Consider the following 14,937-nt stretch of genomic DNA (forward strand, 5'->3'; position numbering starts at 1 on the left):
TGTTGCGAATGATAATGAGATCTAATCTCATTCGCAAATAAGATAAATGAAATGTGACTACCCAATCTGGTAGGTCAAAAAGAAACCAGCGGGCTACCGGGAGAATAAAGGGAGGGAAAGTACAGGCATAAAAAAACCCTTACTAACCAGAGGCTGGTGTTCAGGGTTTTCAGTGCAGGCGAAATTATTTCTTCGCGCGCTCGAAGGAAGCAACGATTTCAGCTTTAGCCGCTTCAGCGTTGTCCCAACCGTCAACTTTCACCCATTTGCCCGCTTCGAGGTCTTTATAGTGCTCGAAGAAGTGAGTGATCTGCGCTTTCAGCAGGTCCGGCAGGTCGTTAACATCTTTGATGTGATCGTATTCTTTGCTCAGTTTGGTGTGCGGTACGGCAACCAGTTTCGCATCTTCACCGGATTCGTCGGTCATTTTCAGTACGCCAACCGGACGGCAGCGGATAACTGAACCTGGTTCCAGCGGGTACGGAGTTGGGACCAGAACGTCTACCGGGTCACCATCCAGAGACAGGGTGTGGTTGATGTAACCGTAGTTGCACGGATAGAACATCGCGGTGGACATGAAGCGGTCAACGAACAGGGCGCCGCTCTCTTTGTCAACTTCGTATTTGATCGGATCTGCGTTTGCAGGGATCTCGATAACAACGTAGATATCTTCCGGCAGATCTTTACCGGCAGGGACGTTGAGTAAGCTCATGTCTGTTTCCTTTAAATAAGCTATGGCAAACAAGTGGCGGGTATTATAGCCAACTCGCGCCGAATGTCTCCGCTTGTTTTCGATTTCGCGGTGCACATTTTCTTCTTTTTTCTTCTCTTTCGTGACAGAAAAATCCATATCTTCAGCCGCATTTTTCATAGTGATATGAAAGCGATTACAAAGTTGTGATTAACGTTTTATTTACTTTTTTGAAGTGTGATGTAACGCAATTCGTTACATGCTCAATTGTCTATAGTTTTTTCGCGACTGTTTATTAACCAACAATATTCCCCCTACGAGGACGCACTTATGTGGAAGCGCTTACTTTTAGTCACAGCAGTTTCGACAGCCATGTCGTCTATGGCAATGGCAGCCCCTTTAACCGTAGGATTTTCGCAGGTTGGCTCTGAATCCGGCTGGCGCGCGGCGGAAACCAATGTGGCGAAAAGCGAGGCCGAAAAGCGTGGTATTACGTTGAAAATCGCTGACGGCCAGCAAAAACAGGAAAACCAGATCAAAGCCGTACGCTCATTTGTCGCGCAGGGTGTGGATGCCATCTTTATTGCGCCGGTCGTGGCAACGGGTTGGGAGCCGGTGTTAAAAGAAGCGAAAGATGCCAACATTCCGGTCTTTTTGCTCGATCGTTCCATCGATGTAAAAGACAAATCTCTCTATATGACCACCGTTACTGCCAATAACGTGCTGGAAGGTAAATTAATCGGCGACTGGCTGATTAAAGAGGTGAACGGCAAACCGTGTAACGTGGTTGAGCTGCAAGGGACCGTCGGGGCCAGCGTGGCGATTGACCGTAAAAAAGGTTTTGCCGAAGCCATCGCCAGCGCGCCAAACATCAAAATTATTCGCTCTCAGTCCGGGGACTTCACCCGCAGCAAAGGCAAAGAAGTCATGGAGAGCTTTATCAAAGCTGAAAATAACGGCAAGAACATCTGCATGGTTTACGCTCACAACGATGACATGGTGATCGGGGCTATCCAGGCGATTAAAGAAGCGGGTCTGAAGCCGGGCAAAGATATTCTGACCGGTTCAATCGACGGCGTACCAGATATCTATAAAGCGATGATTGATGGCGAAGCCAACGCCAGCGTCGAGTTGACGCCAAATATGGCAGGGCCGGCATTCGATGCGCTGGAGAAATTCAAGAAAGACGGCACGATGCCTGAGAAGCTGACCATTACCAAATCCATCCTCTATCTGCCTGATACCGCAAAAGAAGAGTTAGAGAAGAAGAAAAACATGGGCTACTAGGCCTTCATGAAAATGCCGGGGGCGCTGCGCTTGCCCGGCCTACATTACGCTCTTTTGTAGGCCGGATAAGCGTAGCGCCATCCGGCGTGATGCAGGGGGAACCATGACCACCGACCAACATCAGGAAATCCTCCGCACCGAAGGATTAAGCAAATTCTTTCCCGGCGTTAAGGCGCTGGATAATGTGGATTTCAGTTTGCGTCGTGGCGAGATTATGGCGCTGCTGGGAGAAAACGGGGCCGGAAAATCGACGCTGATCAAAGCGCTGACCGGCGTTTATCATGCCGATCGCGGCACGATCTGGCTCGAAGGCCAGACTATCTCCCCTAAGAATACTGCTCATGCCCAGCAATTGGGGATTGGCACCGTATATCAGGAAGTAAACCTGCTGCCCAATATGTCGGTGGCAGATAATCTTTTTATTGGTCGTGAGCCGCGGCGCTTCGGTTTGTTGCAACGCAAGCAAATGGAAAAACGTGCCACGGAGCTGATGGCGTCTTACGGTTTTTCGCTCGACGTGCGCGAGCCGCTGAACCGCTTTTCGGTGGCGATGCAGCAGATAGTTGCCATCTGTCGGGCGATCGATCTCTCCGCGAAAGTGTTAATTCTCGATGAGCCCACCGCCAGCCTCGACACCCAGGAAGTTGAAATGCTGTTCGGTCTGATGCGCCATCTTCGCGATCGCGGCGTCAGCCTGATCTTCGTCACCCATTTTCTCGATCAGGTTTATCAGGTCAGCGATCGCATCACCGTCCTGCGTAACGGCGGGTTTGTGGGTTGCCGTGAAACCCGCGAGCTGCCACAGATCGAACTGGTGAAAATGATGCTGGGTCGTGAACTGGATACCCATGCACTACAGCGTGCGGGCCGCACATTGCTGAGCGATAAGCCAGTGGCGGCATTCAGTGATTTTGGTAAGAAAGGTACGATTGCACCGTTCGATCTGCAGGTACGCCCCGGCGAGATCGTTGGGCTGGCGGGGCTGCTGGGATCGGGACGAACAGAAACGGCGGAAGTGATCTTTGGTATTAAACCCGCAGACAGCGGCAGTGCGCTGATCAAAGGTAAACCGCAGGTGCTGCGATCGCCGCATCAGGCTTCGTGTCTGGGGATCGGCTTCTGCCCGGAGGATCGCAAAACGGATGGCATCATCGCCGCGGCTTCGGTACGGGAAAATATCATTCTGGCCCTGCAGGCGCAGAGAGGCTGGCTGCGGCCCATCCCGCGGAAAGAACAAAACGAGATCGCCGAGCGCTTTATTCGTCAGCTCGGTATCCGCACCCCCAACGCTGAACAGCCGATTGAGTTTCTCTCCGGCGGCAATCAGCAAAAAGTCTTGCTCTCGCGCTGGCTGCTGACCAAACCGCAGTTCTTGATCCTTGATGAACCCACGCGGGGAATCGACGTCGGCGCGCATGCTGAGATTATCCGCCTGATCGAAACGCTGTGCGCGGATGGTCTGGCACTGCTGGTGATTTCATCCGAACTGGAAGAGTTAGTGGGCTATGCCGATCGGGTCATTATTATGCGCGATCGCAAACAGGTGGCCGAGATCCCGCTGGCTGAATTGTCCGTACCGGCGATCATGAACGCTATTGCGGCCTAAGGAGACTATGGTGATGCCTCAATCTCTCCCTCAATCCAATCCGCCTGAGCGGCGGTTTCGCTGGCCAAAGGGAATGCCGCAACTGGTGGCGCTGCTGTTGGTGTTGCTGGTGGATAGCCTGGTCGCGCCGCACTTTTATCAGGTCATTTTGCAAGATGGCCGCTTGTTCGGCAGCCCGATTGATATTCTCAACCGCGCCGCGCCCGTGGCGCTGCTGGCGATTGGTATGACGCTGGTGATTGCCACTGGCGGCATCGATCTGTCCGTTGGGGCGGTGATGGCTATTGCAGGGGCGACAACCGCTGCGATGACGGTTGCCGGGCACAGCTTACCCGTGGTGCTGCTTGCTGCCTTAGGCTCCGGCCTTCTGGCGGGATTGTGGAACGGGATTCTGGTGGCGATCCTCAAGATCCAACCGTTTGTCGCGACGCTGATCCTGATGGTGGCCGGGCGTGGGGTGGCGCAGTTGATCACCTCCGGGCAGATCGTCACCTTCAACTCACCTGATCTGTCGTGGTTTGGCAGCGGCTCGCTGTTGCTTTTCCCCACGCCGGTAATTATTGCACTGCTAACGCTGGTGGTGTTCTGGTTGCTGACCCGAAAAACGGCGCTGGGCATGTTTATTGAAGCGGTAGGCATCAACATTCGTGCGGCGAAAAATGCCGGGGTCAACACCCGCATCATTGTGATGCTTACCTATGTACTCAGCGGCCTGTGCGCAGCGATTGCCGGCATTATCGTCACCGCGGATATTCGCGGGGCCGATGCCAATAACGCCGGGTTATGGCTGGAGCTGGATGCCATCCTCGCGGTAGTTATTGGCGGTGGCTCGCTGATGGGCGGACGTTTTAACCTGCTGCTATCGGTAATTGGCGCGTTGATCATTCAGGGGATGAACACCGGGATTTTACTGTCGGGCTTCCAGCCGGAACTGAATCAGGTGGTCAAAGCCATCGTGGTGTTGTGCGTGCTGGTCGTGCAGTCACAACGCTTTATCAGCCTGATAAAAGGAGTGCGCGGTCGTGATAAAACGTAATTTACCGCTGATGATCACCCTCGGGGTCTTTATTTTGGGCTACCTCTACTGCCTGACGCAATTTCCGGCTTTTGCCTCCACCCGGGTGATCTGCAATATTCTGACTGATAACGCCTTTTTAGGGATTATCGCCGTGGGTATGACTTTCGTCATTCTCTCCGGGGGGATCGATCTTTCCGTCGGGTCGGTGATTGCCTTTACGGGGGTATTTTTAGCAAAAGCGATTGGTTACTGGGGGATTTCGCCACTGCTGGCGTTTCCTTTGATTCTGGCAATGGGCTGTGCGTTTGGTGCGTTTATGGGGTTGCTGATTGATGCCCTGAAGATCCCGGCATTTATCATTACCCTGGCGGGAATGTTCTTCCTGCGCGGCGTTAGCTATCTGGTTTCCGAAGAGTCGATTCCAATCAACCATCCTGTTTATGACGCCCTCTCCAGTCTGGCATGGAAGATCCCCGGCGGCGGTCGCCTGAGTGCGATGGGATTACTGATGCTAGGGGTCGTGGTTATCGGCATCTTCCTGGCGCACCGTACGCGCTTTGGTAATCAGGTTTACGCCATTGGTGGCAGCGCCACTTCGGCCAACCTGATGGGCATCTCAACCCGCAGCACCACCATCCGTATCTATATGCTGTCCACCGGGCTTGCGACGCTGGCCGGCATTGTCTTTTCCATTTACACCCAGGCCGGTTATGCGCTGGCAGGTGTCGGAGTAGAACTGGATGCTATCGCCTCGGTGGTGATTGGCGGTACGTTGCTCAGCGGTGGGGTTGGTACGGTTTTGGGTACCTTATTTGGCGTTGCCATTCAGGGGCTGATTCAGACCTATATTAATTTTGATGGCACATTAAGTTCCTGGTGGACAAAAATCGCGATTGGCATTTTATTGTTTATTTTTATTGCCTTACAACGTGGTCTCACGGTGCTTTGGGAAAATCGTCAGAGCTCGCCGGTCACTCGCGTGAGTACGGCTGAAGTACCAAAGTAACATCATGATTTTCCAGAAAACATTTAAATACCTAAACTTTTTCCGGTTGTAGTCGATAGGTTCTGTACAGGTCTGTTTTATCCCTACAACCGGAAATATAACGATGCCAAAATCCCTTTCAATTCGATCAAGTTTGTTGGTGTTATTGTCTCTGCTGACGTTTCTTCTGTTGCTGACCGGCAGTATGGGGCTTTATGCCGCCACCCGCGTTATTAACTCTTTGGTTTATCACGGTATTATGAGTGCTGCCATGTTGGCTGCCATTGCGTTGCTGGCGGTCATTTGGTTTATGCTGCGAAATAAGTTTCTTAAACCCCTGGATAACATTATTGAACAGCTGGAACGTCTGGCGACAGGCGATTTGTCGCCTGTTAGCACGTTATCGGCCAGCGCCGAATTCAACCGCCTTAACGCTGCGATGGGTGAAATGCGCCATGCGTTAGGTGATTCTGTGCAGCGTGTGCGTGAAGCCAGCTCGCAAATTGATGTTGGCAGTCGTGAATTGAGCGCAGGCAACCAGCATTTGGCGCAACGTACAGAATCCACCGCCACGTCGCTGGAACAGACCGCTGCCAGTATGGAAGAACTCACCGCGACCGTGAAACAGAATGCGGAAAACGCAGAGCAGGCGCATCAGCTGGCAAAATCGGTATCGGATACCGCCGATCGGGGCAGTGAGATGGTGTGCTATGTAATTGAAAAAATGCGCGATATTTCCGGCAGCTCCAGCCGAATTGCCGATATCCTCAGTGTGATTGACGGTATTGCTTTCCAGACCAATATCCTGGCACTCAATGCCTCCGTTGAAGCGGCGCGCGCGGGTGAGCAAGGCCGTGGCTTTGCAGTGGTAGCAGGGGAAGTACGCAATCTTGCCAGCCGTAGCGCCGAGGCGGCAAAAGAGATCCGTACATTGATCAGTGATTCCCATACGCATGTGGGTGAGGGAAGTGAATTGGCGCAACAGGCGGGGGAGACCATGGATGAAATCGCGACCGAGGTTATGCGTATGACCAAGCTGATGCGTGAAATTGCCAGCGCGTCTCAGGAGCAGAGCCGTGGGATTGAGCAAGTGAATATTGCGGTGAGTCAGATGGATGAAACGGCGCAGCAGAACGCGGCGTTGGTACAGCAGTCTTCAGCGGCTACCCGCTCGTTGGAAGAGCAGTCTTCAGCGCTAATCGAAGCCATGGCCGTATTTAAGCTACAGACAGCCTAACCGAACGTAGGATTTTGTAGGCCGGATAAAGGCGTTTACGCCGCCATCCGGCAATATCACCGCATCGTGCCGGATGACGCTTCGCTTATCCGGCCTACAACGCGTTATAGGCCGGGATGTTGCGCTTACGCGTCCGGGAACTCGCGGATAAAGCGCTCTACATCGTCGACCATATGGTCATTACCGACGAAGAAGGAGCGACGCTGGTGCAGGCTTTCTGGGGTGATATCCAGAATACGGTCTTTACCATCGCTTGCCTTGCCGCCCGCTTGCTCGGCCAGGAAGGCCATCGGGTTGCATTCGTACAGTAGACGCAGTTTCCCTTGCGGGTGGCTGGCGGTGCTTGGGTACAGATAGATCCCACCTTTCAGCAGGTTGCGATGGAAATCGGCAACCAGAGAGCCAATGTAGCGCGAGGTGTACGGGCGCTGAGTGGCCTTATCTTCTTCCTGGCAGAATTTAATGTATTTCTTCACGCCGTTCGGGAATTTGATGTAGTTGCCTTCGTTAATGGAGTAAGTGCTCCCCTTGGCCGGGAAGCGCATACGTTCCTGGCTGAGGCAAAATACGCCCAGAGAAGGATCGTAGGTGAAGGCGTGTACGCCACAACCGGTGGTGTACACCAGCATGGTGGATGAACCATAAACAACGTAACCAGCAGCAACCTGTTTGTTGCCCGGCTGCAGGAAATCCTCTTCCGTGACCGGTGTGCCGACAGGGGTTACGCGGCGGTAAATAGAGAAAATCGTACCGACAGAGACGTTTACATCGATGTTGGATGAGCCATCCAGTGGATCCATTAGCACAACGTATTTTGCGTGTTCACAGCCTTCAAAGACGACGATTTCATCTTCTTCTTCTGAGGCAATACCCGCCACGATGTCGCGCGCCTTCAGTGCAGCTTTCAGTTTTTCGTTTGCGAACAGATCGAGTTTTTGTTGCACCTCTCCCTGCACGTTCTCTGCACCGCTGGCACCCAGGATATCGACCAGACCGGCCTTATTGATATCGCGGTGGATGATCTTGGCGCCCAGCTTTATTGCCGACAACAAAGCAGTGAGTTCACCGGTAGCATGAGAAAACTCGTGCTGCTTTTCGACAATAAATTCACCTAACGTTTTCATAACACTTTCCCTGCAATTTATGTGGAGTAAAGCGACCGCAACAATATTAACAAATATTTCAGCTATCGCGCTCAGGTGAATCGCGCCAGCAAACTACGGAATATCCTGAAATGCGTTTCTCAGTTGCCAGACATGTGCGTAAAATGGCCCCCAGATTAAAAAAGGATAGTGACGTATGCGCATTCATATTTTGGGAATTTGTGGCACTTTCATGGGCGGTCTGGCGATGCTGGCACGCTCGCTCGGTCATGAAGTAACGGGTTCGGACGCCAATGTGTATCCGCCGATGAGCACCTTACTTGAGAAACAAGGTATTGATCTGATTCAGGGTTACGATGCCAGCCAGCTCGACCCACAACCGGACCTGGTGATCATCGGTAATGCGATGACCCGTGGTAATCCCTGCGTGGAAGCGGTGCTGGAGAAGAACATTCCATACATGTCTGGTCCGCAATGGCTGCATGACTTTGTGTTGCGCGATCGCTGGGTACTGGCGGTAGCGGGAACGCACGGTAAAACGACCACGGCTGGAATGGCAACCTGGATCCTCGAGGCCTGTGGTTATAAACCGGGATTCGTGATCGGCGGCGTGCCGGGTAACTTTGAAGTTTCCGCGCGTCTGGGTGAAAGCAACTTTTTCGTGATTGAAGCGGACGAGTACGACTGCGCCTTCTTTGATAAGCGTTCCAAATTTGTGCATTACTGCCCGCGAACCCTGATCCTCAACAACCTTGAGTTCGATCACGCGGACATCTTTGACGATCTGAAAGCGATTCAGAAACAGTTCCATCACCTGGTGCGCATCGTGCCGGGTCAGGGACGCATCATCTACCCGGAAAACGACATCAATCTGAAACAGACGATGGCGATGGGATGCTGGAGCGAACAGGAGCTGGTGGGCGAGCAGGGTCACTGGCAGGCGAAAAAACTGACCACCGATGCTTCCGAGTGGGAAGTGTGGCTGGACGGTGAAAAAGTGGGTGAAGTTAAGTGGGGCCTGGTAGGCGAACACAACATGCACAATGGCCTGATGGCGATTGCGGCAGCCCGTCACGTGGGGGTGCTGCCAGCCGATGCGGCGAATGCGCTAGGCTCGTTCATTAACGCTCGTCGTCGTCTTGAACTGCGTGGTGAAGCGCACGGCGTGACGGTATATGACGATTTTGCCCACCACCCAACCGCAATTCTGGCAACGCTTGCGGCGCTGCGCGGTAAAGTTGGCGGCACGGCACGCATTATTGCGGTGCTGGAACCTCGCTCTAACACCATGAAAATGGGACTGTGCAAAGACGATCTCGCGCCATCATTAGGCCGCGCGGACGAAGTATTCCTGCTGCAACCACCGCATATTCCGTGGCAGGTAGCGGAAGTCGCTGAAGCCTGTGTCCAGCCAGCTCACTGGAGTGGTGATGTGGATGCGCTGGCGGATATGGTAGTGAAAACCGCACAACCCGGCGATCATATCCTGGTAATGAGCAACGGTGGTTTTGGCGGTATTCATCAAAAACTGCTGGATGGTCTGGCGAAGAAAGCTCAGGCAGAAGAAGAGTAAAAAAATGCCCGGTGGCGCTACGCTTACCGGGCCTACAACGGATAGTAGGCCGGATAAGGTGTTTGCACCGCCATCCGGCACTTTCGGCGGACGAAGAGGTTAGGCCTCGTTTTCCGCCAGTTCACGCAGATACTGGAAGATCTGACGTGCTGATTTCGGCGGCTTGTTGCCTTCTTTCTCTTTCTTCGCATTACGAACCAGAGAGCGAAGCTGCTGGCGATCGGCGGTTGGCCACAGGTTCAGCACTTCTTCTACGGCATCATCACCTTCGACGATCAGGCGATCGCGCAGTTGCTCAAGCTTGTGAAACAGTACAACCTGTTGGTTGTGGCGGTTTTTCAGCTTGTCCAGTGCCTGGCGGATTGGATCGACATCGCGCTGGCGCAACATCTTACCAATGAGCTGCAGCTGGCGGCGGCGTCCTTCCATCTTAATACGCTGGGCCAACTCAATTGCGGCACGTAAATCCGCATCGAGCGGGATTTTATCCAGCGCGTTTTTCCCCAGTTCGACCAGTTCCACACCCAGGCGTTTTAACTCCTCGGCGTCACGTTTAATTTCACTTTTACTGACCCAGATAATTTCATCGTCTTCGTCTTCGATGTCATCACCGGGAACGTCGTCGAGCCAGTCTTCGGGCTGCTTAGTCATGTCAGGCTCCTTAAAAAAAGAGGCTAATGTTACCAGTTAAGATGCGCACTGAAAAACGGTTCTCTGTTAGACTTCAGAGAAACTCTCTCTACATTATGGCATTTGCGATGAAAGTAATCTCACAAGTTGAAGCGCAGCGTAAGATTCTGGAAGAAGCGGTCTCGACAGCACTGGAATTAGCGTCAGGTCAGTCGGATGGCGCGGAAGTCGCTGTAAGCAAGACCACGGGTATTAGCGTCAGCACCCGTTATGGTGAAGTGGAGAACGTAGAATTCAATAGCGATGGTGCGCTGGGGATTACGGTTTATCACCAGAACCGTAAGGGCAGCGCATCGTCCACCGATTTAAGCCCACAGGCGATTGCGCGCACCGTGCAGGCCGCGCTGGATATCGCCCGTTACACTTCACCGGATCCGTGTGCAGGCGTGGCTGATAAAGACCTGCTGGCCTTTGATGCACCCGATTTAGACCTGTTCCATCCGGCGGAAGTCACGCCTGATGAAGCTATCGAACTGGCGGCGCGCGCTGAACAGGCAGCGTTGCAGGCGGACAAACGCATCACCAATACCGAAGGCGGCAGCTTTAACAGCCACTATGGCATCAAAGTGTTTGGTAACAGCCATGGCATGTTGCAGGGTTACTGCTCTACGCGTCACTCTCTTTCCAGCTGCGTGATCGCTGAAGAAAATGGTGATATGGAACGCGATTATGCCTACACCATTGGCCGTGCGATGGGCGATCTGCAAACGCCGGAATGGGTGGGGGCCGACTGTGCTCGCCGCACGTTATCGCGCCTGTCGCCGCGTAAACTCTCCACCATGAAAGCACCGGTTATTTTCGCCAATGAAGTGGCGACCGGGCTGTTTGGGCACCTCGTCGGCGCCATTGCGGGTGGCTCGGTATATCGTAAATCGACCTTCCTGTTGGACTCGCTGGGCAAACAAATTCTGCCGGAATGGCTGACCATTGAAGAACATCCGCACCTGCTGAAAGGGCTGGCCTCTTCGCCATTTGACAGCGAAGGCGTGCGTACGGAACGCCGTGACATTATTAAAGATGGCGTGCTGACCCAGTGGCTGCTGACCAACTACTCTGCGCGTAAGCTGGGGCTGAAGAGCACCGGCCATGCTGGCGGTATTCACAACTGGCGAATTCCGGGGCAGGGACTAAGCTTCGAGCAGTTGCTCAAAGAGATGGGCACCGGCCTGGTGGTGACTGAGCTGATGGGGCAGGGCGTGAGCGGTATTACCGGAGATTACTCGCGCGGCGCGGCGGGCTTCTGGGTTGAAAATGGAGAAATTCAGTACCCGGTGAGCGAAATTACCATCGCCGGTAACTTAAAAGATATGTGGCGAAATATCGTCACCGTCGGTAATGATATTGAAACCCGCAGCAATATACAGTGTGGTTCGGTACTGTTGCCGGAGATGAAGATCGCCGGGCAGTAATACCCGCCATACTTCAAGCTGCAGCTCGAATGATTTAGGGTATCTGGCGTTATTTTTTAAAAATAAAAAGGAAGTGAGCAATGCGTAAACACCTGTTAGCGATCGTCGCGGCTTCAACGCTGGTTCTTGGTTCTTCTGCCTTTGCAGCCGATCTTGAAGACGACATGGGGATCCTCAACGACAACCTGAAGATCGTTGAAAAAACGGATAACGCGACCGAGCTAAAAGATGCGTTAACTAAAATGCGTACAGCTGCGCTGGATGCACAGAAGGGAACGCCACCGAAGCTGGAAAGCAAATCCCCTGATAGCCCGGAGATGAAAGATTTCCGCCACGGTTTTGACACGCTGATCGGCCAGATCGACGGTGCGCTGAAACTGGCGAATGAAGGTAAAGTCTCAGAGGCGAAAGCCGCAGCGGAAGAGCTGAAAACCACCCGCAACGCTTACCACAAGAAGTATCGTTAATTTATGTATCCGGCCTGCGCAACCGTAGGCCGGATAAGACGCGACAGCGTCGCCCTCCGGCACCACTCTCACCCATAAGCAAACGTTATCCCCATCACATTATTTAACTTTTAACGCCAACCCGTTTTTCCTGCTGCTTGCGGTTTCCCTGCTATCTCGTGCGATCTCCATCACGTTATCCAAGGGGAAAATAACCAATCCCGCCCTTTTTGCGGCACAGATCACTGTCGCTGCGTCCGTTTCCACTTCGAAGTGGAAAACAACTCGCTACAAACTTTTAACCTCCACCGCTACTTTACCCTCAGAGCCATTAGTGGGGTAAGACGAGTGAATAACGGAGCTGTAATGAATGACATGGGGGAATCGGTGGAACTGGCCGACCGCATGCTGGCGCAGGTGTATGCCTTGCTGCGTGAACGCCACATTATTCCCAACGCAGTACAGGAACAGATGCTGACATCGCACGTTCGCGCTATGGCGCACCGCTCGGTCACGGGTGAACCGCTACCTGAAGTCGATGCCAGCTTATTTGATGAAATATCTGCCGAATCAATGGCGCTTGCCCGCGACGTCGTCGCCGAGTTTGGCAATCTTCCTGAGGAAGAGGCCTGGCTGCTGTCGGTGCACTTCGAAGTCGCGAAAGACAACCTTTAAGGAGCAAAAGATGGAACAGATTACCGTAGTGATTGGCGATCGTCTGGGTAAAGGCCAGAAAGTGGCGGCAGGTGTTGAGAAAGCAGGCGGCCGTGCGGTTGTGGTACCGGGCGTTGCCGCTGATATGAAGCTGGGCGATGTGATGAAAGCGGAAAATGCCACCTTTGGCATCTCGTTTTGCGGCAGCGGCGGCGCGGGGGCTATCACTGCACAGACCAAATACGGCTACAAGGCGAAGTATGGTATGCGCTCGGTTGAAGAGGGCGTGACCGCCATCAACGAAGGTTGCAACGTGCTGGGGTTCGGCTTTATGGACAAAGAAGAGCTCGGCGAGCGCCTGGTACAGGCGTGGCAAAAGAAATACGGCGCTTAAGTATGAAAGAGCAATTCACCACCACGGTGAGAGTCACTGGCAAGGGCGAAGCCAAAGCGCGCGCCTTTGCCGATGCCCTGAACCACGTTCAGGCTGCGGTGATGAAAGCATCGCCGCATATCTTACTGCGTATTGAGCCACAGGATGTGCAGGTCGTTCAAGCGCGTGAAACGGTGCGCAAAGAGGCGTTTTTATTCCTCTTTCTACGCCGGGAAAGACGCACTTTCAGCGTGGAGCTGGATGTGACTGTCAACGTGACTGCCATCAATCTCGACAAGGTGGATTTCGTTACGCAACGCTGATTCTCTATTAAAAGGCATAATTATGTTCCTGATAATATTAATAAAATCGCTCATCATCGGCGCGCTGGTTGGCGTCGGTGTCGGCGCTGGGGCTGCACGCATGTTTCATGCGCCTACCACTCAAGGGATGGGCGCATTTCGTACCCTTGGGGAACTGAATTCCTGTGAAGGGGATCCGGCTTCTCACTTCTCGTTCGGCCTGGGCTTCTTCTTTAACGCCTGGGCTTCTTCCGTTGCGGCGGGGGCGTTCACTCAGGACGTTGACCACCGCATCATCCCCAACTGGGGTGCCGCCGCGCTGATGATCAAAAATCGCAACGTCGGTGAAACGCTGCACGATCCTAAACGCATGGCGATTGCTTGTGGCGTCATTGGCATGATCGTTGTGACGTTCCTGAACCTTACCGCATCATCCGTACCCGAAGCATTGCAGGTTACCGCCGTTAAGGTGCTGGTTCCCGCAGCCAACCTGCTGGTCAACACGGTAATGCCGGTGATCTTCTGGCTGGCGGCGATCGATGCCGGTAAAAAATCTGGCTTCTGGGCGACCGTTTTCGGTGGTGCAGCACAGCTGATTATGGGTAACGCCGTTCCGGGTCTGGTCCTCGGTATCCTGATTGGTAAAGGTGTTGAAGAGAGCGGCTGGAACCACGTCACCAAAGTGATGATGGTGGCTATCGTCGCGCTGTTCGTCCTGAGCGGCTTCTTCCGCGGCTTCGATATGAAGATGATCGAATCTTTCCATCTGACCGTGCCTAACTGGCTGGAACTGATCCACAACTCGCTCAGCGGCAAATAACGGAGGCCATCATGGAACAAAATAAAGGTTTTTGGTTTGCCGACTGGTCGTTCCCGATCTTCGTTGGCCTGCTCTCTTCTGGCGTCTTTGCCGGAACGCACATGTACTACCTGTATGGCATTGGTGCATTCAACGAAGTGGCATTCGTGGCGATGCTTAAAGCGGGAATGGATACCGGCTCCTACGGCGCGGTAGCGGCTTTTGGTGCAAGCTTCCTGTTTGCCCGCATCATTGAAGGGTCTCTGGTGGGGATTCTGGACATCGGCGGGGCGATTCAGACCGGTGTTGGGTTAGGCGTTCCGGCGCTGCTACTGGGGGCGGGCATTATTTTCCCGGTCGCCAATTTTGCCGCCTCACTGGTCACCGGTCTGGTGATTGGTCTGGCGATTGGCTACATCATCATTCTGGCGCGTAAGTTCACCATCAATCAGAGCGACTCGACCTACGGGGCTGACGTGATGATGGGGGCCGGCAACGCCTCCGGCCGCTTCCTTGGGCCGTTGATTATCCTCAGTGCCATGACGGCTTCTATTCCTATCGGGATCGGCTCTCTGGCGGGCGCACTGCTGTTTTACCTGTGGCAGAAACCAATCACCGGCGGTGCGATCCTCGGCGCGATGATCCTCGGTTCCATCTTCCCTATTGCCATTAGTTGATGGTGTGCCGTTGTAGGCCGGATAAGGCGCAGCCGCCATCCGGAAATGACGCCTGATGGCGCTGCGCTTATCAGGCCTACACGACCG

General features: G+C 53.6%; 16 protein-coding genes. 13 read left to right on the plus strand and 3 right to left on the minus strand.

Translation table 11 applies throughout. The annotated features are described in order from the left end of the window. Positions 1-184: 184 nt before the first annotated feature. A complete protein-coding gene (ppa, locus tag NNO03_RS07175; protein WP_005134479.1) occupies positions 185-712 on the minus strand; it encodes an inorganic diphosphatase in 528 nt (175 codons plus the stop codon). 309 nt (positions 713-1,021) lie between these two features. Here ppa and ytfQ point away from each other — a divergent pair, with 309 nt between their 5' ends. The 5 genes from ytfQ (at position 1,022) to NNO03_RS07200 (ending at position 6,824) form a co-directional block, all read left to right on the plus strand. Next, complete coding sequence (ytfQ, locus tag NNO03_RS07180; RefSeq protein ID WP_271440304.1) at positions 1,022-1,978, plus strand: galactofuranose ABC transporter substrate-binding protein YtfQ; 957 nt, start codon at positions 1,022-1,024, stop codon at positions 1,976-1,978. Positions 1,979-2,081: 103 nt separating this feature from the next. Continuing rightward, the gene (ytfR, locus tag NNO03_RS07185; protein ID WP_271440305.1) at positions 2,082-3,584 is read left to right on the plus strand and encodes a galactofuranose ABC transporter, ATP-binding protein YtfR; all 1,503 of its coding nucleotides are present in this window, start codon (positions 2,082-2,084) and stop codon (positions 3,582-3,584) included. A gap of 13 nt (positions 3,585-3,597) precedes the next feature. Continuing rightward, the gene (gene ytfT / locus NNO03_RS07190) at positions 3,598-4,620 is read left to right on the plus strand and encodes a galactofuranose ABC transporter, ATP-binding protein YtfT (RefSeq protein WP_271440306.1); all 1,023 of its coding nucleotides are present in this window, start codon (positions 3,598-3,600) and stop codon (positions 4,618-4,620) included. After that, positions 4,607-5,608 carry a galactofuranose ABC transporter, permease protein YjfF gene (gene yjfF / locus NNO03_RS07195; protein ID WP_271449172.1) on the plus strand — a complete coding sequence of 334 codons (1,002 nt, stop codon included), beginning with the start codon at positions 4,607-4,609 and terminating at the stop codon, positions 5,606-5,608. The genes ytfT and yjfF overlap by 14 nt, the downstream gene beginning before the upstream one ends. A 103-nt stretch (positions 5,609-5,711) precedes the next feature. Continuing rightward, positions 5,712-6,824: a methyl-accepting chemotaxis protein gene (locus NNO03_RS07200; protein WP_271440308.1), complete on the plus strand. Its 1,113-nt coding sequence runs from the start codon at positions 5,712-5,714 to the stop codon at positions 6,822-6,824. A 125-nt stretch (positions 6,825-6,949) separates the two neighbouring features. Here the strand turns inward: NNO03_RS07200 and fbp are convergent, their stop codons facing one another. Next, entirely contained in the window at positions 6,950-7,948 is a 999-nt protein-coding gene (gene fbp, locus NNO03_RS07205) for a class 1 fructose-bisphosphatase (RefSeq protein WP_271440309.1), read from the minus strand. Between the two features lie 175 nt (positions 7,949-8,123). Here fbp and mpl point away from each other — a divergent pair, with 175 nt between their 5' ends. Beyond that, the gene (gene mpl, locus NNO03_RS07210) at positions 8,124-9,500 is read left to right on the plus strand and encodes a UDP-N-acetylmuramate:L-alanyl-gamma-D-glutamyl-meso-diaminopimelate ligase (RefSeq protein WP_271449173.1); all 1,377 of its coding nucleotides are present in this window, start codon (positions 8,124-8,126) and stop codon (positions 9,498-9,500) included. 99 nt (positions 9,501-9,599) lie between these two features. On the opposite strand, the gene yjgA is transcribed toward mpl, so the two are convergent. Beyond that, complete coding sequence (gene yjgA / locus NNO03_RS07215) at positions 9,600-10,151, minus strand: ribosome biogenesis factor YjgA (protein ID WP_137378430.1); 552 nt, start codon at positions 10,149-10,151, stop codon at positions 9,600-9,602. Between the two features lie 95 nt (positions 10,152-10,246). Between yjgA and pmbA the strand changes: the two genes are divergently transcribed. The 7 genes from pmbA to NNO03_RS07250 all read left to right on the plus strand — a co-directional run bounded on the left by pmbA (position 10,247) and on the right by NNO03_RS07250 (position 14,850). Continuing rightward, entirely contained in the window at positions 10,247-11,599 is a 1,353-nt protein-coding gene (pmbA, locus tag NNO03_RS07220) for a metalloprotease PmbA (RefSeq protein WP_271440312.1), read from the plus strand. Between the two features lie 80 nt (positions 11,600-11,679). Next, entirely contained in the window at positions 11,680-12,066 is a 387-nt protein-coding gene (cybC, locus tag NNO03_RS07225) for a cytochrome b562 (protein WP_005134218.1), read from the plus strand. Positions 12,067-12,411: 345 nt separating this feature from the next. Continuing rightward, positions 12,412-12,720: a PRD domain-containing protein gene (locus tag NNO03_RS07230; protein ID WP_016151467.1), complete on the plus strand. Its 309-nt coding sequence runs from the start codon at positions 12,412-12,414 to the stop codon at positions 12,718-12,720. A gap of 10 nt (positions 12,721-12,730) precedes the next feature. Beyond that, entirely contained in the window at positions 12,731-13,093 is a 363-nt protein-coding gene (locus tag NNO03_RS07235) for an SFCGS family glycine-rich protein (protein ID WP_137383954.1), read from the plus strand. Positions 13,094-13,095: 2 nt separating this feature from the next. After that, a complete protein-coding gene (locus NNO03_RS07240; RefSeq protein WP_038636649.1) occupies positions 13,096-13,395 on the plus strand; it encodes a DUF4312 family protein in 300 nt (99 codons plus the stop codon). Positions 13,396-13,417: 22 nt separating this feature from the next. Continuing rightward, positions 13,418-14,194, plus strand: a complete 777-nt coding sequence (locus tag NNO03_RS07245) for a DUF4311 domain-containing protein (protein WP_003025764.1) — start codon at positions 13,418-13,420, stop codon at positions 14,192-14,194. A gap of 11 nt (positions 14,195-14,205) precedes the next feature. Next, positions 14,206-14,850, plus strand: a complete 645-nt coding sequence (locus NNO03_RS07250; RefSeq protein WP_003830379.1) for a DUF4310 family protein — start codon at positions 14,206-14,208, stop codon at positions 14,848-14,850. Positions 14,851-14,937 lie beyond the last annotated feature (87 nt).

Origin of the sequence: Citrobacter sp. Igbk 16 (assembly GCF_028069755.1) — a bacterium.
In the GTDB taxonomy this organism is placed as follows: domain Bacteria; phylum Pseudomonadota; class Gammaproteobacteria; order Enterobacterales; family Enterobacteriaceae; genus Citrobacter.